This is a genomic window from Chelatococcus albus (assembly GCF_030067675.1).
Lineage (GTDB): Bacteria > Pseudomonadota > Alphaproteobacteria > Rhizobiales > Beijerinckiaceae > Chelatococcus_A > Chelatococcus_A albus.
On sequence record NZ_JASJEV010000006.1, the window covers coordinates 267,607 to 286,594 of the forward strand.

Sequence of the window (18,988 nt, forward strand, 5' to 3'; positions counted from 1 at the left end):
GCGCCGGCTCCCGATCGAATTTCCCCCGGGGAGCGAGCCCCGGGGGACGGATACGCGGAGCGATTACGCCCGCTTCTTCTTGTCGTCGTCGACTTCCTGGAAGTCGGCGTCGATGACGTCGTCCTTCTTGGCCTCGCCCGAGGCCCCGGCGCCCTCGCCGGCACCGTCTGCCGCCTGGGCCGCCTGGTACATGGCCTCGCCGAGTTTCATCGCATGCTGCACGAGCTCGTTGCTCCGGGCCTTGATCGCCTCGGTGTCGTCACCCTTCAGCGCCGTCTTGAGGGCTTCGATGCTCGCCTCGATCAGGCCCTTGTCGGCCGGCGAAACCTTGTCGCCGTATTCCTTCAGCGACTTCTCGGTCGAGTGAATGAGGCTCTCGCCCTGGTTCTTCGCCTCGACGAGCTCGCGCCGCTTCTTGTCCTCGGCGGCGTGCGCCTCGGCGTCCTTCACCATCTTCTCGATGTCGGCCTCCGACAGGCCGCCCGACGCCTGGATGCGGATCGCCTGCTCCTTGCCGGTGGCCTTGTCCTTGGCCGACACGTTGACGATGCCGTTGGCGTCGATGTCGAAGGTCACCTCGATCTGCGGCATGCCGCGCGGCGCCGGCGGAATGCCCATGAGGTCGAACTGGCCGAGCAGCTTGTTGTCGGCCGCCATCTCGCGCTCGCCCTGGAAAACGCGGATGGTGACGGCGCTCTGGTTGTCCTCGGCGGTGGAGAAGACCTGGCTCTTCTTCGTCGGGATCGTCGTGTTGCGGTCGATGAGGCGGGTGAACACGCCGCCGAGCGTCTCGATGCCGAGCGACAGCGGCGTCACGTCGAGAAGCAGCACGTCCTTGACGTCGCCCTGCAGGACGCCCGCCTGGATCGCCGCGCCGATGGCGACGACCTCGTCCGGGTTGACGCCCTTGTGAGGCTCCTTGCCGAAGAACTGCTTCACCATCTCCTGCACCTTCGGCATGCGCGTCATGCCGCCGACGAGGACGACCTCGTCGATGGAGCCGGCGGAGAGGCCCGCGTCCTTCAGCGCCTTGCGGCAAGGCTCGACGGTCTTCTGGATGAGATCGTCGACGAGCGCCTCGAACTTGGCGCGGGTGAGCTTGAGGGCGAGGTGCTTCGGCCCCGAGGCGTCGGCCGTGATGTAGGGCAGGTTGATCTCGGTCTGCTGCGCCGAGGACAGCTCGATCTTCGCCTTCTCGGCCGCCTCCTTGAGGCGCTGGAGGGCGAGCTTGTCCTTGCGCAGGTCGATACCCTGCTCCTTCCTGAACTCGTCGGCGAGATATTCGACGAGGCGCATGTCGAAGTCCTCGCCACCAAGGAAGGTGTCGCCGTTGGTCGACTTCACTTCGAAGACGCCGTCGCCAATCTCCAGGATCGAGATATCGAAGGTGCCGCCGCCGAGGTCATAGACCGCGATCGTGCCGGAGGCCCGCTTGTCGAGGCCGTAGGCGAGCGCCGCCGCGGTCGGCTCGTTGATGATGCGCAGCACCTCGAGGCCGGCGATGCGGCCGGCGTCCTTGGTGGCCTGGCGCTGAGCATCGTTGAAGTAGGCGGGAACGGTGATGACCGCCTGCTCGACCTTGTGGCCGAGATAGGCCTCCGCCGTCTCCTTCATCTTCTGCAGGGTGAAGGCCGAGATCTGCGACGGCGAATATTCCTTGCCGTCGGCGGCGACCCAGGCGTCGCCGTTGTTGGCCTTCACGATCTTGTAGGGCACGAGGCCCATGTCCTTCTTCGTCATCGGATCGTCGAAGGTGCGGCCGATGAGGCGCTTGATGGCGAAGAAGGTGCGCTCGGGATTGGTGACGGCCTGGCGCTTGGCCGGCTGACCGACGAGGCGCTCGCCGTCGTCGGTGAAGGCGACGATCGAAGGCGTGGTGCGCGCGCCTTCCGCGTTCTCGATCACCTTCGGCGTCGTGCCTTCCATGACGGCGACGCAGGAGTTGGTGGTGCCGAGGTCGATACCGATGACTTTACCCATGGAGTGATCCCTCACTTTCAAGCAGACCGCCGTGCCGGGCCCCGAAGCGACCCGGCCCATGGCTTACTCAATGCTTACTCAACGCCGTCCGGCCCGCGCGCCGCGAAGAGCGGGGCCGGACCGTCCGTGGTGCGATGCTCGCACGTCGGGCGCGTATATAAGGACCGGCCCCGAGGGTCGCAAGCCGCCGAAATGCCGGCGGGCAGCGCTGGATGTCTTGCTTCGACAGGTGGTTGCGCGCGGCTGCGTTCGCAAGGTTGCCGGGCTCATGTTACGCTCGCATTCCGTGCAGCCGTCTAGGGCGCCTTCCGCCGAAGCGGATGCCGGTTCGGCTGGGAAAAGGCTCTGTTCTCAAGGAGATCGAGGCGCATTCCGCTTCGGCTGGGCCGGCGAGGCGCCATGTTGGGGGCGAGCATGTGATGCGCAGCGTCGATGTCACGGCGGGACGGCGCGGCGACAGGGCCGGGCGCCGGCGGCGGCTCGCATGGGCGGTCGGCGTGGCGCTCTGGCTGCCGGCGGCCGCCGAAGCACAGCTCACCCTGCCCGGCGCGCAGGCGCCCACGCCTGCGGGCGAGACGCAGGCGCTGCCTGCCCGCAAGGGCGCTTCCGCTCCCCGCCGGCCGCCGGCGGAGGCGGCGCTGATCGGCCGGGAACTGCTGCGCCACGGCACGCAGGGCCGCCTTCTCGTCGAGCGCAGGGACAAGGCGACGCTCACCCTGCGCCTGACGCTCGAGGGCCGGGCCATCTCGAACCCGCTGGAGCCCTGCGCCGTCGCGCTCGGCGTCGACGAGCCCGTGCCGCTGAAGAGCCTCGGCCGCCCCGCGGGCCTGCCGCGTTATGTTCTCGAAGCGCCGGTCTGTCCGGTCGTCTTCGACGTGCTGTCGGGTGCGGTGCTCGTGTCGGCGCAGACGGAGACCTGCACCTTCGAGCTGGCCGATTGCCGTGCCGACGTCGGCGGCCTGTGGGGGCCGGACGGCCCCGCGCTCGCCGCGAGGGCTGCAGAGGTCGAGCGCGAGCGGTCGCGGGCGGAGGCCGCGCTGCACGAGAGCTTTCGCCGCCTGCAGGCGCGCCTGTCCGGCCAGGAGGTCAAGACGGTCGCCGGCGAACAGGCTGCCTTCTCGTCAGAGCGCGAGATGCTCTGCCGGGACTACGCGCAGGAGGCGGCGCACGGCTTCTGCGCGGCGCGCTATACCGAGGCGCGGGCGGCGGCCCTGAAGGCGCGCCTCGCCGCCACGCCGGAACCGGGGAGGGCGGTCCCGCGGAAAGTGGTGCCGAAGACGCCGGCCCCAAAAGCTGCCCAGCCGGAGACGGCGGAGCCCGAGGCGACGGAGCCCGGCAAGACGCAGTAGCGCAGGCGGGTTCGCCGGGGGCGCTGCGGAGGTGAGCCGCCTGCCGTCAGGCGCCGCCGCCTGCGGCCTTGCCCGCCTCCCAGCCGAGGATCGCCTGCTTGCGCGTGAGGCCCCAGTGGTAGCCCGTGAGCGCGCCGGAGCGGCCGAGCACGCGGTGGCAGGGCACGACGAAGGAGATCGGGTTCTTGCCGACTGCGGCGCCGACCGCGCGCGAGGCGGCGGGCTTGCCGAGCCTGCAGGCGATGTCGGAATAGGTGGTGGCACGCCCGAGCGGGATCCTGAGCAGCGCCTGCCACACGCGCACCTCGAAATCGGTGCCGATGAGGACGACGCGCAGGGGATGCTCCGGGCGCCACAGCGTCGGGTCGAAGATGCGCCGGGCAAGCGGCGCGGTCGCACCGGCATCCTCCACATAATGCGCGCGCGGCCAGCGGCCCTTCATGTCGGCGAGCGCCGCGGCGCGGTCGCCGCCGTCGACGAAGCCGAGGCCGGCAAGGCCGCGGTCGGTCGCCACCAGGATGGCCTCGCCGAAGGGAGAGGGATGGAAGCCGTAGCGCATCACGAGCCCTTCGCCCCTCGCCTTCCAATCGCCGGGGCTCATGGCCTCGTGCGTCACGAAGAGGTCGTGCAGGCGCCCGGGCCCCGACAAGCCGACCTCGTAGGTCGTGTCGAGGACGCTCGCCGAATCGGCGAGCAGCGCCTTGGCATGGTCGAGGGTGATCGCCTGCAGGAAGGCCTTGGGCGAGAGCCCGGCCCAGCGTCGGAAGAGATGGTGCACGTGCGTCGTCGACAGGCCGACATGGTCGGCGATCGCCTCGAGCGAGGGCTGCGAGCGCCAGTGCTCGGTGATGTAGGCCAATATGCGCCGCACGCGCTCGTAGTCGGCGGTCGGGCTCGCGGTCGCCGGTGTGGCGGCGGCCTCGGGCAGAGCGGCGAGTGTATCGAGCATGGGGTGATCCTCCATGGTCGAACTTAAGCCTCGCCCGCGGCACGCGACACCCGAAAGCTGCCCCTGCGCAAGGCTGTTGCCTCAGCGGTGTCTTGCCTTCGCCAGCGCGGCGGAGAGCGCGTCGCCAAAGGAGGCTTTCTCCTCCGCCGACAGGGCGGCGCCGACGACGACACGCTGCCCGCGCGACACGAGGGTGAGGCGCTGCACGCCGAAGTCCTCGTTCGTCTCGCGCACGAGGCGCGTCCAGGAGGGGTTGAAGTGCCATTCGCGCGCCTCGCCGCGGTGCGAGACCTGCCGCAGGAGGAGGTCGAGCCGGGTGAGGACGACCTGCTCGAAGGCTCCGCCCCGCCGCATGTTGACGTGGAAGGCAACATAGAGCGCGAGAAGGTCGAGGCCGAAGAAGCCCGCGACCGGCCACGCCCCCGCGAGGATGAAGGGAACGCTCGCCGCCACACTCGCCAGGCAGATGAGGGTGAGCACGCGTCGCAGCATCCTGGGATCGAGGGAGCGATTCGGCGTGATGAGCGCCGCGAACACCGCCTCCTCGGGCAGGGGATACAATCCGCCGTCGTGCCGCTTGCTCGTCGTCATGGCTCCTCATTATATGGCGAGCGACATTGCCGCGAAGAACACAAGCCTCCGTGAACGCCACATCGGGACGAAGGGCCGCGCCGAAGGCCTCCGCTGGCGCTGGGAGTGCCGGGCGCAAGGCCGCGGCGCGCAAGACGCGTGCGCCGGGCGGCGGCCCGTCGGTGGCCGACGCCGCGACGGTCGCCGAGGTCTTCCGCCGTTTCCACGCCGCCAATCCCGAGCCAAGGGGCGAGCTCGAATACGTCAATCCCTACACGCTGCTTGTCGCCGTCGCCTTGTCGGCGCAGGCGACCGACGTCGGCGTCAACAAGGCGACGCGGGCGCTCTTTGCCGTTGCCGACACGCCGCAGAAGATGCTTGCCCTCGGTGAGGAGCGCCTGCGCGACTACATCAAGACGATCGGCCTCTACCGCAACAAGGCGAGAAACGTCATCGCCATGTCGCGCCAGCTCGTCGAGCGCTACGGCGGCGAGGTGCCGCGCTCGCGCGCGGCCCTCGAGGAGCTGCCGGGCGTCGGCCGCAAGACGGCGAACGTCGTGCTCAACATCGCCTTCGGTGAGCACACGATCGCGGTCGACACGCATCTCTTCCGCGTCGCCAACCGCATTCCGCTCGCGCCCGGCAAGACGCCCCTCGAGGTCGAGCTCGGCCTCGAACGCATCGTGCCGGAGCAGTATCGCCGCCACGCGCACCATTGGCTGATCCTGCACGGGCGCTACGTCTGCAAGGCGCGCCGGCCCGAGTGTCCCCGTTGCCTCATCGCCGACCTCTGCCGTTTCGAGGGCAAGACGGTCTGACGGCGTAGTCCGGCCGCGCCGCGGAGCTTTGCCGCACCCCGTCCTCCGGCGCTAGAATTCGAATGAGGGGGGGCGGGAGGACGCCATGATCAAGCCCGGTGAGAGCGACGCGCTCCTCGTGGTCGACGTGCAGAACGGCTTCGTCCCAGGTGGCAACCTGCCGGTGCCGGAGGGGGATGCCGTGGTGCCGGTGATCAACGCGCTCGCCAAGCGATTCGCCCACGTCATCCTGACGCAGGACTGGCACCCGCCCGGACATTCCTCCTTCGCCTCCTCGCATCCGGGCCGCAAGCCCTTCGAGGTGTTGCACCTTTCTTACGGCGATCAGGTGCTGTGGCCGGACCATTGCGTGCAGGGCACGCGGGACGCGGCGCTGCACCCGGACCTCGACGTGCCTCACGCCGAACTCGTGCTGCGCAAGGGCTATCAGCGCGAGGTGGACAGCTATTCTGCCTTCTACGCCGCCGACCGCAGGACGCCCACGGGCCTTTCGGGCTACCTGCGCGAGCGCGGCCTCGCGCGCCTCTTCCTCGCCGGCCTCGCCACGGATTTCTGCGTGGCCTGGAGCGCGCTCGACGCCCGCCGCGAGAACTTTGAGACCTTCGTCGTCGAGGACGCCTGCCGCGCGATCGACGTCGACGGCTCGCTGGCCAAGGCCTGGGCCGACATGGAAGCCGCCGGCGTGAAGCGCATCATGGCGGCCGAGATCGGCTGAGCGCCGCCGCGATCGCAGAAATCGGGTGGCTTCCGGCGGCCGTGCGCCTCAGCTAGCCTCCGACCGGGGAGGTGGCGCACATGGCCGCGAACGCAATTCGGGTCGGCATCGGCGGTTGGACCTTCGAGCCCTGGCGGGGCACCTTCTATCCGCCGGGCCTCGCCCAGGCGCGCGAGCTCGAATATGCGAGCCGTCACGTCACCGCCATCGAGATCAACGGCACCTTCTACGGCTCGCAGAAACCCGAGAGCTTCCGCCGCTGGGCGGCCGAGAGCCCGGACGGTTTCGTCTTCTCGCTGAAGGGCCCGCGCTTCACCACCAACCGCCGCGTGCTCGCCGAGGCGGGCCCCTCGATCGAGCGCTTCTTTGCGAGCGGCGTTACCGAGCTCGGGGCGAAGCTCGGCCCTGTCCTGTGGCAGTTCGCCCCCACCAAGGCCTTCCACGCCGAGGATTTCGAGGCCTTCCTCGCGCTCCTGCCGCGCAACGTCGACGGCCTTGCCGTCCGCCATGCGGTCGAGGTGCGCCACGAGAGCTTCTGCACGCCGGCCTTCGTCGCCCTGCTGCGCCGCTACGGGACGCCGGTCGTCTACGCCGATTCGGACAAGTACCCGGCCATCGCCGACGTGACGGGCGATTTCGTCTATGCCCGGCTGCAGCGGGCCCGCGAGGAGGAGCCGACAGGCTACGCGCCCGACGTGCTCGACGCCTGGGCCGAGCGCGCCCGGGCCTGGGGCGCAGGCGGGGAGCCCGCCGACCTGCCGCGCGTCGACGAGGGGACGCCGGCGGTCGTGCAGGCGCGCGACTGCTTCATCTTCATGATCAACGGCGCCAAGGTGCGTGCCCCGGCCGCAGCGATGGCCCTCATCGAGCGGCTCGGTCGCTGATTCGCAAAACCCCCGGCATCACCAGGGCGGGTTCGCGGCCGGCGGCACGGGGCGGCCGAGATGGGCGAGGATGCCGCGCGCCGCAGCGACCCCCGTGGCGAAGGCGCCCTGCAGGAGATAGCCGCCGGTCGGCGCTTCCCAGTCCAGCATCTCGCCCGCGACGAAGACGCCGGGCCGCGCGCGCAGCATGAAGGCATCGTCGACGGCGTCGAAGCGGATGCCGCCTGCCGTCGAGATCGCCCGCTCGATGGGGCATGGGCCCGACAGATGCAGGGGCGCTGCCTTCACGAGGGCGGCGAGCGTCTGCGCCCCCTGCGGCAGGGCCGGGCCCGCGGCCTCGCGCAGGAGGCCGACTCCGACCGGCGGCAGGCCGGCAGCCTTGCGCAGGAAGGTCGCGGTGGACTGCCCGCCGCGCGCCCGGCCGAGGCGCCGCGCGAGTGCGCCGAGATCGAGGTCCGGCCGCAGGTCGACGTAAAGCACCGCCTCTCCGTCGCGGGCGATGGCGTCGCGCAGCACGGACGACAGGGCATAGACGGCGCCGCCTTCGAGGCCCTGGGCGGTGATGACCGCCTCGCCGCGCACGTGTGCCCCGCCGAAGGCAAGCGCGATGCGCTTCAGCGGCTCACCGGCGAAGCGCTCCCGAAAGACGGGCGACCAGTCTACCGTGAAGCCGCAATTGGCGGGCGCGAGTGGCGTGATGGGGATGCCTGCGGCGCTGAGAATGGCGGTCCAGCCGCCGTCCGTGCCGAGGCGCGGCCAGCTCCCTCCCCCGAGCGCGAGCAGGGTTGCATCGGGGCGCGCGGTCTTGCTGCCTTCGGCGGTTGAGAAGGCGAGCTCGCCCGCCGCTGTCCACCCCACCCAGCGGTGACCCGAGGCGTGTCGCACGCCGAGCGCCCCGAGGCGGGCAAGCCAGGCGCGAAGCAGCGGCGAGGCCTTGAAGGCGCGGGGAAAGACGCGCCCGCTCGTGCCGACGAAGGTCTCCTGCCCGAGTCCCTCGCACCAGGCCCTGAGCGCTGTGGGCGGGAAGGCGCGGATCGCGGGCGCGAGCCGCTGCTGCGCCGCCCCGTAGCGGGCGAGGAACGGTTCGGCGGTTTCGCTGTGGGTGAGGTTGAGCCCGCCGCGCCCCGCCATGAGGAGCTTGCGCGCGGGCGAGGGCATGCGCTCGTAGACGGTGACGCCGAGCCCCGCGGCGGCGAGCATCTCCGCAGCCATCAGGCCGGCGGGCCCCGCGCCGATGACGGCGACTTCCGGCCGCGCCGCAGCGGCCGCCGCCTTGCCAGGGGCGTCCTGTCCGGCAGCGCGGTCCTGCGTCGGTGCGTTCACGGCGGTCGGGCTCCCTTCGGGCGCGGGCGTTGTCGCCGTTGACACCGAAAGAAGCCCGGCCGTCAATCCATCCGGTTCAGAACTTGTAGTTCAGGCCGGCCTTGACGACGTGGTCGGAAAGCTCGCTCTTGCGCACGCCGCCGCCTGCGAGCGCCACCTTCTGGTCGCCGAAGCGCAGGTAGTTGTACTCGGCCTTGAGCGTCAGGTTGTCGGTAAAGGCGTGTTCGACGCCGGCGCCGAGGAGGTAGCCCGTCTTCCACTTGTCCTTGTTGCCCACGCCCTGCACGTCGAACTTGCTCGTCGCGACACCGGCAGTGGCGAAGATGAGCGTGCGGTCGAGCGCCACGCCGGCTCGCAGCTTGGCGGCGCCGAGCCACTTCTGCTCGATGGAGACGAGCGAAGCCGCATTGCGCTTGGACTTGCCGCCGCCGAGGTAGCTCGCTTCGAGCTCGCCGCCGACGACGAAACCGCCCATCTGGTAATTATAGCCGAGCTGGGCGCCGCCGGCGAAACCGTTCTGGTTCTTCAGGCCGGTGGCGCGCTTCTGCACGAAGCCGCCGTGCAGACCGGCGTAGCCGCCCGTCCAGGTGAACACCGGCGGCGTATAGGCGGGAGCGACATAGGTCGTGCGGCGCGGCAGGTCGGCGGCGAAAGCCTGCGCCGCGGCGAGGATGCCCGCCGCCGCGAGGGTCAGGGGACGCGTGAACGTCATCGAGAGGCTCCGAAACTTGTCGAACGTGATTGTCACGCCGCGAGGCGCGAGGCTGTCACGTCCGGCCTCGGCGGCCGGCGCCGCTTCGGCCCGAGAGGCGCCTCCAGGGAAGACGCCGAGCATCTGGGGGAGTGAGCGTTGACCCGTTCCCGAGGCGAAGCCGGCGACCGGCGAGACCGGAGGCCGAACGTGACGGGGTGGTTCTCGCCGGTGAGCATTGCCCCATCATTACCGGTAACGGAGAACCTCACGCGGGAAAGGTGAGGGTGAAGGTGGCGCCCCCGCCCGGCGTCTCGTCGATGGTCACGGAGCCGCCGTGCATGCTCATGACCTGGGCGACGATGGCAAGCCCGAGGCCCGCCCCTTCGGTGTCGTCGTGGCCACCGCGGATGAAGGGGCGCAGCACCACGTCGCGCGTTTCGACCGCGATGCCGCATCCCGAATCGATGACGCGGATGCGCCCGGGCGCCGTCACCTCGACGACGATGGAGGGCGTCGCCTTGGCGTGGCGCAGCGCATTCTCGATGAGGTTGGTCACGGCGGCGCGGATCGCCGCCTCCGCGCCGCGCACGACGACGACGGGGTCGTCCGCCCGGAAATCGATGTCGATGTCCCGGTCGAGCGCTGTCGGCGCGACTTCCGCCACCGCGGCGCGGCACAGCGCCACGAGGTCGACGGGCGCGAAGGCGAGCGGCTGGCCCGAGAGCCGGGCGAGATGCAGGAGCGTGGTGACCGTGGCCGACAGATGCTGGACATCGGCTACGAGGCTCGCGCGGATGGTTTCGTCCGGCACGCCTTCGAGCTTCATGCGCAGCTTGGTGAGCGGGGTGCGCAGCTCGTGGGCGGCGTTGGAGAGGAAATTGCGCTGCGAGGCGGCAGCGGCATCGATGCGCTCGAGGGCGCGGTTGAAGGCACCGACGAGCGGTTTGAGCTCGGCCGGCGTGCCGGCGTCGGCGAGGCGGCGGCCGCCGGGCACGCCGTCGATCGCCTCGGCTTCCGCCGCTGCCTGACGCACGGGGCGGGCGATGAGGCGCGGCATGACGAGGACGGCGCTGGCGATGGTGGCGAGGAGGATCAGCCCGTAGAGGACGAGGAGCGGCCCGTTGTTGCTCAGCACGATCAGCGTGTTCTCGAGCATCGAGAGGGGCAGGCCGCCGGCCTCGATCAGCACCTGGCCGGCGCGCGTCTCCTCCGACACGGCGACGCCGACGAGGCGCTTTTCGTCAGAGAGAAACTCGAACTGGGCATATTTGATTCGGCTCTGGCGGACGGGCGTCTCCTGCGAGTTCTGCCCGGGCACCTCCCCCGACAACAGGGTCGTGCGGTCGTCGCTGACGACGTACCAGAAGGAGGGATAGTTGCGCGCGAGCGCCGCGAGCTTGCCGTTGGGCTCGACCATCAGGCGGCCCTGCGCGTCGCGCGCGATGGCCTCCTTCAGCGTCTGCACGGCACTGGTTGCGCCGATGCTCGAATTGTCCTCGTCCATGGCCATCACGACGACGATGGTCACGATGGTGGCGCCCACCATGACGAGGGCCGAGACGGTGGCGATGGCGATGGTGGCGAGAAACGTGATCGAGCGCCCGAGCCTCATTGGGCGCTCATGAGGTAGCCAACCCCGCGGACCGACTTGATGGTGGCGCTGCACTGCGCCTCGCGCAACTTGCGGCGCAGGCGCGACACGTGTGAATCGAGCGCGTTCGACTGGATCTCGTCGTCGAAGCCGTAGACGGAGGCCTCCAGCGATTCGCGCAGGACAACGCGGCCGACACGGCGGATGAGCAGCTCCAGGATTGCGAGCTCGCGGCGCGGCAGGAGCAGCGGTTCGCCGTCGCGAAAGGCCGAGCGGTGCACAACATCGAAGCGCAGGTTGCCGACCTGCACCATCGTGCCCTTGTCGAGGAAGAAGCGCCGCAGCACGGCCCTTGCCCTGGCGATGAGCTCGGCCGGCTCGAAGGGCTTGCCGACATATTCGTCGGCTCCCCGGTCGAGGGCGGCGGCAATGTCCTCGGGATCGTCGAGCGCAGTCAGCATCAGCGTCGCCGGCTGCGGCTGCAGCGCCTTCAGCTCCGGCAGCAGGCTGAGGCCGTCGCCGTCCGGCAGGCGCCGGTCGACGACGACGAGATCGAAGGTGCTGACCGCGAGCGCGGCGCGCGCTTCGTCCAGACAACCGACGCTGTCCGTCGTGCCGATTGCCTTCTCGAACGTCTCCTGCAGCCAGGCCGCCAGCTCGCGATCGTCTTCGATGATCAGAACGCGCATGATTCCCCGGTTCTGCTGTGCCCCCCACGCTCGCACAGGAACCGCGAGGATTACGCCAACATTACGAAGATACCGCAGCGCCGGTATCCTGGTCGAGATGGTCCCCGGGCGGGGGATAGGCATGCACCGCGCCGCGGTAGTCCGTGACGTAGTGGGATGGGCCGCCTGTGCCCGTGCCACGGGCCTCGACGACGTAGCCGGGCCCGATCGGCGACTTGCCGTGCCCGCCGGGGATGTCGAGCACGTAGGTCGGCTGGCAGAGCCCGGAAAAGTCGCCGCGCAGGCCGCGCATCAGCGCCTGGCCTTCCGCGATCGTGGTGCGGAAGCGGGCCGTGCCCGGCGCGAGGTCGCCGTGGTTCAGGTGGTAGGGCTTGATGCGGTTCTCGACGAAGCTGCGCATCAGCGCGCCGAGCGTGGCCACGTCGTCGTTGACCCCCCTGAGCAGCACGGACTGGCCGAGGAGCGGGATGCCGGCGTCGGCGAGCCGCGCGATGGCGGCGCGCGCGGCCGCGCTGAACTCGCGCGCGTGGTTCGCGTGCACGACGACGTAGGTCGCCTTGCCGCCGATCCGCAGCGTCTCGATCAGCGCGGGCGTCACGCGCTCCGGCGCCACGACCGGCACACGCGTATGGAACCGGACAATTCTGACATGCCCGATCACGGCAAGGCCGCGCATCAGTTCCTCGAGCCGCCGGGGCGAGACGACGAGCGGATCGCCGCCGGTGACGACGACCTCCCAGATCTCGGGATGCTCGGCGACATAGGCGAGGGCCCGTGCGAGCGCCTCCCCCGAGAGCGCGTGCGGCTGGCCCGGCCCGACCATCTCGCGCCGGAAGCAGAAGCGGCAGTAGACCGGGCAGACGTGCACGAGCTTGACGAGCACGCGGTCGGGATAGCGGTGCACGATGCCCTCGACCGGGCTGTGCGCATGGTCGCCGATGGGGTCTGCGCGCTCCTCCGGGGTCGTCTCCAGTTCGGTGGCGTCGGGCACGAACTGCAGGGCGATGGGATCGTCAGGATCGGCCGCCTCGATGAGATCGGCCACGGTCGGCGTGATCGCCACGGCATAGCGCGCCGCCACGGCTTCAAGCCGCGCCAGCGCCTCGCCCGGCACGAGGCCGGCGGCGTGGAGGTCGGCGGGGCTGCGCAGGGTCTTGGCTGCGGAAGTCATGTCGTCTCGTTTCGCCCGTGACGCCGCCTGCGCGCTGTCACAGGTCCTTGCAGGGCATTGCCGTTCAATCCTGGACCCCTTCGCCCGGCTGCGGCTCGGCGACGGGCGTCCACATCACCTGGTCGACGCGCCCGGCGCCGGTGGCGAGCATGACAAGACGGTCGAAGCCGAGCGCGATGCCGCTCGCCTCCGGCATGTGGGCGAGGGCGGCGATGAAATCCTCGTCGATCGGATAGCGTTCGCCGTAGACCCGCTCCTTCTCCGCCATCTCGATCTCGAAACGGCGGTGCTGCTCGTGCGGGTCGGTCAGCTCGCCGAAGCCGTTGGCGAGCTCGACGCCGCAGGCATAGAGCTCGAAGCGCTCGGCCACCTGCGGGTCGCCGGGCTTGGGTCGAGCGAGCGCCGCCTCGCAGACGGGATATTCGCACAGGATGGTGGGGCGGCCGAGGCCGAGCCTCGGCTCGACCCGTTCCACCAGGATGCGGCTGAAGATGTCGGACCAGGTATCTTCCTGCCCCTCCTCCTCCTCGATGCGCACGCCGATGGCCTCGGCCGCGGCGGCGAGCGCGTCCCTGTCGCCCTCGCCGCCGGAAACCGTCGCGAGAAGGTCGACGCCCGCGTGGGTGGCGAAGGCCTCGGCCACCGTCAGCCGCTCGTGCTCGGCGAAGGGGTCGCAGGCGCGGTCGCGGAAGCTGAAGCTCCTCGTCCCGGTCTCCTCGGCCGCGAGCGCGAGGATGCGGGCACAGTCCGCCATCAGCGCCTCGTAGGGCTCACCCGTGCGGTACCACTCGAGCAGCGTGAACTCGGGCGAATGCAGGGCGCCGCGCTCGCGGTTGCGGAAGACGCGGGCGAATTCGAAGATGCGCCGCTCGCCGGCGGCGAGGAGCTTCTTGCAGGAGAATTCGGGGGAAGTGTGGAGATAGAGCCGGGTGCGCGAGCCGTCGAGGCCGTGCAGCTCCGTGGCGAAAGCGTTGAGATGGGCCTCGTTGCCCGGCGAGATCTGCAGGGCCGCGCTCTCCACCTCCACGAAGTCCTGGTCCTCGAAGAAGCGGCGCAGCCGGGTGCGGATGCGGCCGCGCGCCGCGAGGAAGGGGCGGCGATCGGCATGCACATGCGGATGCCACCAGGGGGAGGGTGTCGTCATGGCGGTCCTTGGGTCCCGAAAGGGCGGGGCTGTGAGAAGATGACTGGCGCTCCGTGTCAAGATCGCTATGGTGCGCGCCGATATTCGCGAGGCGTGGGGTGCTGCTGAAGGCTGGACCTCGCCGCGTTCGGGTCACACACAACCGAGGTTCCATCCGTGAAGGTCATCGCCAGCTCCGTGCGCAAGGGCAACATCCTCGAGGTCGAGGGCAATCTCTATGTCGTCCTCTCGGCGGAGAGCTTCTTCCCCGGCAAGGGCACGCCCACCACCCAGATCGACATGCGCCGGCTCTCGGACGGCGTGAAGACGACGCAGCGCTACAAGACCACCGAGCAGGTCGAGCGCGCCTTCGTCGAGGACCGCGAGCACACCTACCTCTATCAGGACGGCGACAGCTACGTCTTCATGAATCCCGAGAGCTACGAGCAGATCCACGTCGCCGCCGACGTGCTCGGCGACCAGGCCGTGTATCTGCAGGAAGGCATGGCCTGCATCCTGTCGATCCACGAGGGCGTCGCCGTCGCGGTGGAGCTGCCGCAGCGCGTCGTGCTGGAGGTCGTGGAGACCGAGCCGACGGTCAAGGGCCAGACGGCCTCCTCGTCCTACAAGCCGGCGATCCTGTCGAACGGCGTGCGCGCCATGGTGCCGCCGCACATCTCCGTCGGCACGCGCATCGTCGTCATGACGGCCGATGGCTCCTACGTCGAGCGCGCCAAGGACTGACGCGGGACGCGGGGCGGTTGCGCCGGCGCCCGGCCCGCGCCGTCGCGCAAGGAGCCAGCGGTATCGCGTTGCGCCTCGGCCCGGGGACGGCTGGCGTGGGCGCGTCGAAGCCTGTTCGATGGTCCATGCCCTCAGCCACAAGCCGCGCTGCCTTCGGCGGTCGCCCTCCCGGCGCGCGAGCGGCGGGCGCGCATGCGGTGCTGCTCCTTGGCATGATCCTGTCGGACGGCGCCGGCAGTGGCGCTGCCGCGCAGGAGGGAGGCGCGGAGGCTGAGCCGGGGTCGAAGAGCGCCATTGTGCGCTTCACCGAAGTGCAGGATCGGGTCAGACCGACGCGCCGCCTGTTCCGGCAGTCGCGCACGATCATGTTCTCCCTCAACGCGGACGGCCGCGTCACGGATACCGACTGGCGGCGATCCAGCAAGAACCAGTGGGGTCCATGACGACGGTGCCGCTCGCCGAGGCGTTCCACCGGGGCATCTCCGTCGTGCGGTGGTATCGCGGCGTGCCGGACAGCTACCGGCGCGACGCCCTCTGGTCGCGTCACATCGAAACGCTCGTCCTCACCAAGGGAGGTGACGAGGCGTGCCGGGTGGAGATCCGGTATCGCCTCAAGCCCGGCGAGAGCGAGTTCGAGATGCGCAGCGTGTCCACCAGACAGCCGGTCTTCAATCGCGCCCTCAGGGCCGAAGAGGTGTCGTGCCGTGAGGGCGCCGCGCCTGCCGCCATCATGTGAGGCCCGCAAGGGTTCGGCGATCGCGTCCTTACCGGGCTGCGGCGGACCGGTGAGCGGGCAGCGGCATCATTGCCGGATGTCGATGTCGCCTTCGAGCATGGCCTTGTCGAAATCGCCAACGAGCGCGTCGACGCGCACGCGCCAGCGCCCGGGCAGGGGGACGACGAGGTCCTCGACGCGCCAGACGCCGTCCGGCGTCGGATGTGCGCGCCGCTCGATGGGCTCGATCCCGGCTGCGGGCTGGGCGAGCACGAGGGTCACCTCCCGCGCGGCGAGAGGCCGGAAGTCGCCCCCCGTGAGCACAATGGTGGCCGTGAGCCGCCCGGCGCGTCCTGGCACGGCCGTCACGTCGGCCATGGCAGCCGGCGTGTGGATGTGCAGGGTGGCCGGCGCCGCGCCGGCGAGGGCGAGCGCACGGGGTGGCGGCGTGAAGCGCCATAGGGCGGCGGTGGCGAGGATGGCGAGGACGAGCGCGATCTCGCCAGCGACGGAGCGGGCGAAGGCCGTCGCCGCCTCCTCCCCTCCACGCATGAGGCGTGGCGCAAACAGCAGCCGGTTGAGCGCGGCGAGGCCAAGGAGCGGCACGAGCAGAGCGAGCTTGGCGATGAACACTGCGCCGTAGGCTGTGGTCCACAGGGCGTCGGTGCGCCCGAGTTGCACGATGGCGAGGACGATACCGGCCGCCGCGAGGGCGCCGACCGTCGGCAGGATGAGGCGCGAGAAACGGGCGAGGACGGCCGTCTGCTCCGCGCCAACCCGCCGCAGGACGGCGAAGAGGGGCGCAAGCGCACCGAGCCAGACGGCAAGGCCTAGTGCGTGCACCAAGACCGCCGGGCGCGTCAGCCATTGCGGTGCGGCCACGCTCGCATGGCCGCTGAGGGCGGGCGCCGCCGCCGCCACGAGCAGGGCGGCGAGGGCGAGCCATCGGCCACGGCAGGGAGGCGCTGCCAGGGCGCCGAGCGCGAGGGCGCAGGCGCACCCCGCCGCGAGCGCCGTGAGGGCGAAGCTCGAGCCGAGGCCCGCGCGCCAGGTGGCGCCTTGCGTCAGGGCGTCGAAGGGGGCTGCGAGCGCGTCGAGGCCCTGCAGCCCGACGGCAATCGGCAGCACCACGAGGCCAAGCCCCAGTGCGCCACGCACGGCGGCGCCGGCGGGGGGATCGGCCCGGCGCGCGATCCAGAGGGTGAAGAAGGCGCCGCCGACACCGATGAACAGGGCGACCGAGAGTGCGACGCGCGCGAGCCACACGGCGATGCGTAGGCCGAGGTCGCCCGTGCCGGCAGGGGAGGGCGCAGGCACGGCGCCCGGCTCACCGACGGAGAAGACGAGCGTGCCGCCGACGGGGTGCCCGTCGGCCGAGACGACGCGATAGCTCAAGGCGTGGGTGCCGGTGCCGAGGGAGGCCGGCAGGGGCACCTCGAGAAGCCCGTCGCCGGCAGGCATGCCCGCGAGCTGGTGCCGGACGCCGGCGGCATCGACGAGGGTGAGCACGAGCGGTGCCACGGGCTCGTTGAAGGTCAGGCGGAGTGTCTCGGGCGTCTGGGCCAGGACGGCGCCGTCCGCCGGTTCCGCACCGACGAGGCTCGCATGGGCACGCGCCGCCGCTGGCAGGGCGACGGCGACCAACAGGGCGATGACGAGGGTGACGAGAGGCTGCATCGGCTTCTCCGCGACGGATGGGTCGTGGCCCGCTGCCGGTGCTGCGAGTGCCCGGGACCGAAGTGAGCGCGAAAATCCGACCCCGGGCCGCTCGCTCAGTGCGTGGCCTGAGCGGGCGTGAGCTTCACGCCGGGAGCAGGCTCCTTGTAATCGTCGGCGGACTTGCCTTCCGCCGGGATCTCGATCCAGCGGTGCACGCCCTTTTCGCATTCCTGCACGACGGGGAAGTACACGACACTGCCGGGTTTCAGGCTGTCGGTGAGGCGGGCGCGGAAGACGAACTCGTCATAGTGTTCGTCGAGGAGGGGCCCGCCCGTCCAGGTGATCTCGGTCACGCCCTCGCTCATCGGCGTGCCGTAGTAGTCATAGGTCTTGGCGTAACGCCCCTTGGTGGTTGTCAGCGTCCAGCCGGCCTTGGGGCTCGGCTTGACCGCGATGACGCCCTCGGGGATGCGCACGCGCACTGTCCGGGTCGCCGCGCCGTCGCAGCCGTGGCCGATGCGCAGCACCCCCTTGTAGGTGGAATTGACGGGCGCCTCGCGCGTCTCGAGCGTGACATGGGCGGCGGCGGCGCTGGCGGTGAGGCAGAGCGCGGCCGTGGCCGCGATGAACATGCGGGACATCCTGGTCTCCGTGACACGGATCTGATCGTGGCGCCGCGGCTGCTGCTGCGGGCCGGTTGAACGGGTGATCAGGCCAGGGACGGAGGTGCCCGCGCCCCGAGGGGCAGGAGCGGGGGCACTGCGCGCAGGATGAGCGGGTTGGGCAGGGGACGGGCGTCGATCCGGGACACCGGCACGACGAGCACTGATCCCTCCCCTGCCGGCATCCCGGCCGGGGCCGCGTTGCAGGCGGCGAGGCAGCAGGGGTCGTGCCGCGTCTCGCCCGGCGCCTGCGGCGCGTCGTCGCCGCCGGCAGAGGAGGCGCAGAGGATTGCAAACGCCTCGCTTGCCAGTGCGACATGCCCAGCCGACGCCGGTCCCGCCAGAATCGCCTGGGCGGCGATCACATAGGCGAGGAAGAGCGCGACAAGGCTGTTCCAGCGGCGGAACGAGCGCATCAGGCGAATGGACTCCTGCAATCACCCTCCGCTTACCACAGCTCTCGCGCCGGGGAAAGCCGGACTAGATCAAAGACACGTCCACCGGACGACGTGGAACCGTTTCTCGTCGCGCACGTTCCCTCCAGGGCTGACACGGCAAGGAGAAGGGACTGAAGGCCATCTTCCTCGCGAGTGCCGCAGCGGCCGGCATCGCCCTCGGTGCCATCCCCGCGCCGGCCCAGACCACGACCAGGACGATCACCGAGACCATCGTCACCGAACCGGCCGAGCCTGACCTGATCCCGGATGAGGAGACGGTCGTGCGCCGCTACGTCGTCGAGGAGCACGCCGACGCGGGCGAGAGCGCCGGCATCGTGCGCCATGGCAGTATCGTGCCCGACTACATCGTGCTCAGGCCGATCACGCGCATGTCGCCGCCGTCGCCGCATTCCTACGCTTATTTCGTTTCGCGCGACCGCAAGATCGTCATTGTCGACCCGGCGACGCGCGAGGTCGTGCGCATCGTGACGCGGTAGCGCAGCGCCCGTCAGGCGGAGCGCCGGGCGCCTGCGCGCTCCTCCTGCTGGTGGAACGGCACGGCCCGGAAGCCGCCGTCGCTTCCCTGGATCAGGACCTCCACGGTGCGGCCTTCGGCACGGCGCCTGCGCGCCTCGGCGAAGGCCGCGTCGATGGCTGCCTGCCTGTCCCGAAAGGGCCCGAAATAGTGGTTGTTCAGACGAAAGCCCCAGATGTCCTGGTAATGGACGACACGAAAGGTCATGTCCGGCATGAAAAGCTCCGTGCAAAGCGATATCCGTGCCAATGAGTCGTTCGCAAACGCTGAGAGTGACGGTCGTGGCCTGGGTGGCAGCCACCGGAGTGGCAGCCAGGAGAAAACGCGGACTATGTCGAGGGCGGCGGGTTCCGCTGCGTAATGTCCGGTGCGTGATTCGT

The 18,988-nt window shown here is 70.4% G+C and carries 21 protein-coding genes; 8 read left to right on the plus strand and 13 right to left on the minus strand.

Features of this window, described 5'->3' with window-relative positions; genetic code table 11:
- Positions 1–63: 63 nt before the first annotated feature.
- Positions 64–1,980 (minus strand): molecular chaperone DnaK, encoded by a 1,917-nt coding sequence (dnaK, locus tag QNA08_RS11775; RefSeq protein ID WP_283740904.1) that lies wholly within the window; start codon positions 1,978–1,980, stop codon positions 64–66.
- 419 nt (positions 1,981–2,399) lie between these two features.
- Between dnaK and QNA08_RS11780 the strand changes: the two genes are divergently transcribed.
- On the plus strand, positions 2,400–3,329 hold the full coding sequence (locus tag QNA08_RS11780) for a hypothetical protein (RefSeq protein ID WP_283740905.1): 930 nt from the start codon (positions 2,400–2,402) through the stop codon (positions 3,327–3,329).
- Between the two features lie 46 nt (positions 3,330–3,375).
- Here QNA08_RS11780 and QNA08_RS11785 read toward each other — a convergent pair whose 3' ends face one another.
- Positions 3,376–4,278, minus strand: coding sequence for a methylated-DNA--[protein]-cysteine S-methyltransferase (locus tag QNA08_RS11785; RefSeq protein WP_283740906.1), 903 nt, complete (start codon positions 4,276–4,278; stop codon positions 3,376–3,378).
- A gap of 81 nt (positions 4,279–4,359) precedes the next feature.
- Positions 4,360–4,869 (minus strand): DUF2244 domain-containing protein, encoded by a 510-nt coding sequence (locus QNA08_RS11790; protein ID WP_283740907.1) that lies wholly within the window; start codon positions 4,867–4,869, stop codon positions 4,360–4,362.
- 50 nt (positions 4,870–4,919) lie between these two features.
- Here QNA08_RS11790 and nth point away from each other — a divergent pair, with 50 nt between their 5' ends.
- The 3 genes from nth (at position 4,920) to QNA08_RS11805 (ending at position 7,265) form a co-directional block, all read left to right on the plus strand.
- Complete coding sequence (gene nth, locus QNA08_RS11795; RefSeq protein WP_283740908.1) at positions 4,920–5,666, plus strand: endonuclease III; 747 nt, start codon at positions 4,920–4,922, stop codon at positions 5,664–5,666.
- An 85-nt stretch (positions 5,667–5,751) separates the two neighbouring features.
- Positions 5,752–6,381 (plus strand): bifunctional nicotinamidase/pyrazinamidase, encoded by a 630-nt coding sequence (pncA, locus tag QNA08_RS11800; protein ID WP_283740909.1) that lies wholly within the window; start codon positions 5,752–5,754, stop codon positions 6,379–6,381.
- 80 nt (positions 6,382–6,461) lie between these two features.
- The gene (locus tag QNA08_RS11805) at positions 6,462–7,265 is read left to right on the plus strand and encodes a DUF72 domain-containing protein (protein ID WP_283740910.1); all 804 of its coding nucleotides are present in this window, start codon (positions 6,462–6,464) and stop codon (positions 7,263–7,265) included.
- An 18-nt stretch (positions 7,266–7,283) separates the two neighbouring features.
- Here the strand turns inward: QNA08_RS11805 and QNA08_RS11810 are convergent, their stop codons facing one another.
- The 6 genes from QNA08_RS11810 to epmA all read right to left on the minus strand — a co-directional run bounded on the left by QNA08_RS11810 (position 7,284) and on the right by epmA (position 13,877).
- Positions 7,284–8,477 (minus strand): TIGR03862 family flavoprotein, encoded by a 1,194-nt coding sequence (locus tag QNA08_RS11810; protein ID WP_422679908.1) that lies wholly within the window; start codon positions 8,475–8,477, stop codon positions 7,284–7,286.
- 187 nt (positions 8,478–8,664) lie between these two features.
- Positions 8,665–9,300, minus strand: coding sequence for an outer membrane protein (locus QNA08_RS11815; protein ID WP_283740911.1), 636 nt, complete (start codon positions 9,298–9,300; stop codon positions 8,665–8,667).
- A 247-nt stretch (positions 9,301–9,547) separates the two neighbouring features.
- The gene (locus tag QNA08_RS11820) at positions 9,548–10,894 is read right to left on the minus strand and encodes a sensor histidine kinase (protein WP_283740912.1); all 1,347 of its coding nucleotides are present in this window, start codon (positions 10,892–10,894) and stop codon (positions 9,548–9,550) included.
- On the minus strand, positions 10,891–11,562 hold the full coding sequence (locus QNA08_RS11825) for a response regulator transcription factor (RefSeq protein WP_283740913.1): 672 nt from the start codon (positions 11,560–11,562) through the stop codon (positions 10,891–10,893). Before QNA08_RS11825 ends, QNA08_RS11820 begins: the two co-directional genes overlap by 4 nt.
- A gap of 61 nt (positions 11,563–11,623) precedes the next feature.
- Positions 11,624–12,733, minus strand: coding sequence for a lysine-2,3-aminomutase-like protein (locus QNA08_RS11830; protein ID WP_283740914.1), 1,110 nt, complete (start codon positions 12,731–12,733; stop codon positions 11,624–11,626).
- A 64-nt stretch (positions 12,734–12,797) separates the two neighbouring features.
- Complete coding sequence (epmA, locus tag QNA08_RS11835) at positions 12,798–13,877, minus strand: EF-P lysine aminoacylase EpmA (RefSeq protein ID WP_283740915.1); 1,080 nt, start codon at positions 13,875–13,877, stop codon at positions 12,798–12,800.
- Between the two features lie 156 nt (positions 13,878–14,033).
- Here epmA and efp point away from each other — a divergent pair, with 156 nt between their 5' ends.
- The 3 genes from efp (at position 14,034) to QNA08_RS11850 (ending at position 15,336) form a co-directional block, all read left to right on the plus strand.
- The gene (gene efp, locus QNA08_RS11840) at positions 14,034–14,600 is read left to right on the plus strand and encodes an elongation factor P (protein WP_283740916.1); all 567 of its coding nucleotides are present in this window, start codon (positions 14,034–14,036) and stop codon (positions 14,598–14,600) included.
- Positions 14,601–14,725: 125 nt separating this feature from the next.
- Complete coding sequence (locus tag QNA08_RS11845; protein WP_283740917.1) at positions 14,726–15,043, plus strand: hypothetical protein; 318 nt, start codon at positions 14,726–14,728, stop codon at positions 15,041–15,043.
- The gene (locus QNA08_RS11850) at positions 15,040–15,336 is read left to right on the plus strand and encodes a hypothetical protein (protein ID WP_283740918.1); all 297 of its coding nucleotides are present in this window, start codon (positions 15,040–15,042) and stop codon (positions 15,334–15,336) included. Before QNA08_RS11845 ends, QNA08_RS11850 begins: the two co-directional genes overlap by 4 nt.
- Positions 15,337–15,402: 66 nt before the next feature.
- Here QNA08_RS11850 and QNA08_RS11855 read toward each other — a convergent pair whose 3' ends face one another.
- The 3 genes from QNA08_RS11855 to QNA08_RS11865 all read right to left on the minus strand — a co-directional run bounded on the left by QNA08_RS11855 (position 15,403) and on the right by QNA08_RS11865 (position 18,073).
- On the minus strand, positions 15,403–16,992 hold the full coding sequence (locus QNA08_RS11855; RefSeq protein WP_283740919.1) for a copper resistance CopC/CopD family protein: 1,590 nt from the start codon (positions 16,990–16,992) through the stop codon (positions 15,403–15,405).
- A 95-nt stretch (positions 16,993–17,087) separates the two neighbouring features.
- Positions 17,088–17,615 carry a YcnI family copper-binding membrane protein gene (locus tag QNA08_RS11860; protein ID WP_283740920.1) on the minus strand — a complete coding sequence of 176 codons (528 nt, stop codon included), beginning with the start codon at positions 17,613–17,615 and terminating at the stop codon, positions 17,088–17,090.
- Between the two features lie 68 nt (positions 17,616–17,683).
- On the minus strand, positions 17,684–18,073 hold the full coding sequence (locus QNA08_RS11865; RefSeq protein WP_283740921.1) for a hypothetical protein: 390 nt from the start codon (positions 18,071–18,073) through the stop codon (positions 17,684–17,686).
- Between the two features lie 281 nt (positions 18,074–18,354).
- Between QNA08_RS11865 and QNA08_RS11870 the strand changes: the two genes are divergently transcribed.
- Entirely contained in the window at positions 18,355–18,570 is a 216-nt protein-coding gene (locus QNA08_RS11870) for a DUF1236 domain-containing protein (protein ID WP_283740922.1), read from the plus strand.
- Positions 18,571–18,581: 11 nt separating this feature from the next.
- Here the strand turns inward: QNA08_RS11870 and QNA08_RS11875 are convergent, their stop codons facing one another.
- Positions 18,582–18,824 carry a hypothetical protein gene (locus QNA08_RS11875; RefSeq protein WP_283740923.1) on the minus strand — a complete coding sequence of 81 codons (243 nt, stop codon included), beginning with the start codon at positions 18,822–18,824 and terminating at the stop codon, positions 18,582–18,584.
- Between the last annotated feature and the right edge of the window lie 164 nt (positions 18,825–18,988).

Coding starts and splice junctions, on each gene's coding strand:
- QNA08_RS11790 (WP_283740907.1), bottom strand. CDS start 4,869: ATGACGACGAGCAAGCGGCACGACGGCGGATTGTATCCCCTGCCCGAG.
- QNA08_RS11830 (WP_283740914.1), bottom strand. CDS start 12,733: ATGACTTCCGCAGCCAAGACCCTGCGCAGCCCCGCCGACCTCCACGCC.
- epmA (WP_283740915.1), bottom strand. CDS start 13,877: ATGACGACACCCTCCCCCTGGTGGCATCCGCATGTGCATGCCGATCGC.
- QNA08_RS11820 (WP_283740912.1), bottom strand. CDS start 10,894: ATGAGGCTCGGGCGCTCGATCACGTTTCTCGCCACCATCGCCATCGCC.
- QNA08_RS11805 (WP_283740910.1), top strand. CDS start 6,462: ATGGCCGCGAACGCAATTCGGGTCGGCATCGGCGGTTGGACCTTCGAG.
- QNA08_RS11855 (WP_283740919.1), bottom strand. CDS start 16,992: ATGCAGCCTCTCGTCACCCTCGTCATCGCCCTGTTGGTCGCCGTCGCC.
- dnaK (WP_283740904.1), bottom strand. CDS start 1,980: ATGGGTAAAGTCATCGGTATCGACCTCGGCACCACCAACTCCTGCGTC.
- QNA08_RS11785 (WP_283740906.1), bottom strand. CDS start 4,278: ATGCTCGATACACTCGCCGCTCTGCCCGAGGCCGCCGCCACACCGGCG.
- pncA (WP_283740909.1), top strand. CDS start 5,752: ATGATCAAGCCCGGTGAGAGCGACGCGCTCCTCGTGGTCGACGTGCAG.
- QNA08_RS11815 (WP_283740911.1), bottom strand. CDS start 9,300: ATGACGTTCACGCGTCCCCTGACCCTCGCGGCGGCGGGCATCCTCGCC.
- QNA08_RS11845 (WP_283740917.1), top strand. CDS start 14,726: ATGCCCTCAGCCACAAGCCGCGCTGCCTTCGGCGGTCGCCCTCCCGGC.
- QNA08_RS11850 (WP_283740918.1), top strand. CDS start 15,040: ATGACGACGGTGCCGCTCGCCGAGGCGTTCCACCGGGGCATCTCCGTC.
- QNA08_RS11780 (WP_283740905.1), top strand. CDS start 2,400: ATGCGCAGCGTCGATGTCACGGCGGGACGGCGCGGCGACAGGGCCGGG.
- QNA08_RS11875 (WP_283740923.1), bottom strand. CDS start 18,824: ATGCCGGACATGACCTTTCGTGTCGTCCATTACCAGGACATCTGGGGC.
- QNA08_RS11860 (WP_283740920.1), bottom strand. CDS start 17,615: ATGTCCCGCATGTTCATCGCGGCCACGGCCGCGCTCTGCCTCACCGCC.
- QNA08_RS11810 (WP_422679908.1), bottom strand. CDS start 8,477: ATGGCTGCGGAGATGCTCGCCGCCGCGGGGCTCGGCGTCACCGTCTAC.
- QNA08_RS11825 (WP_283740913.1), bottom strand. CDS start 11,562: ATGCGCGTTCTGATCATCGAAGACGATCGCGAGCTGGCGGCCTGGCTG.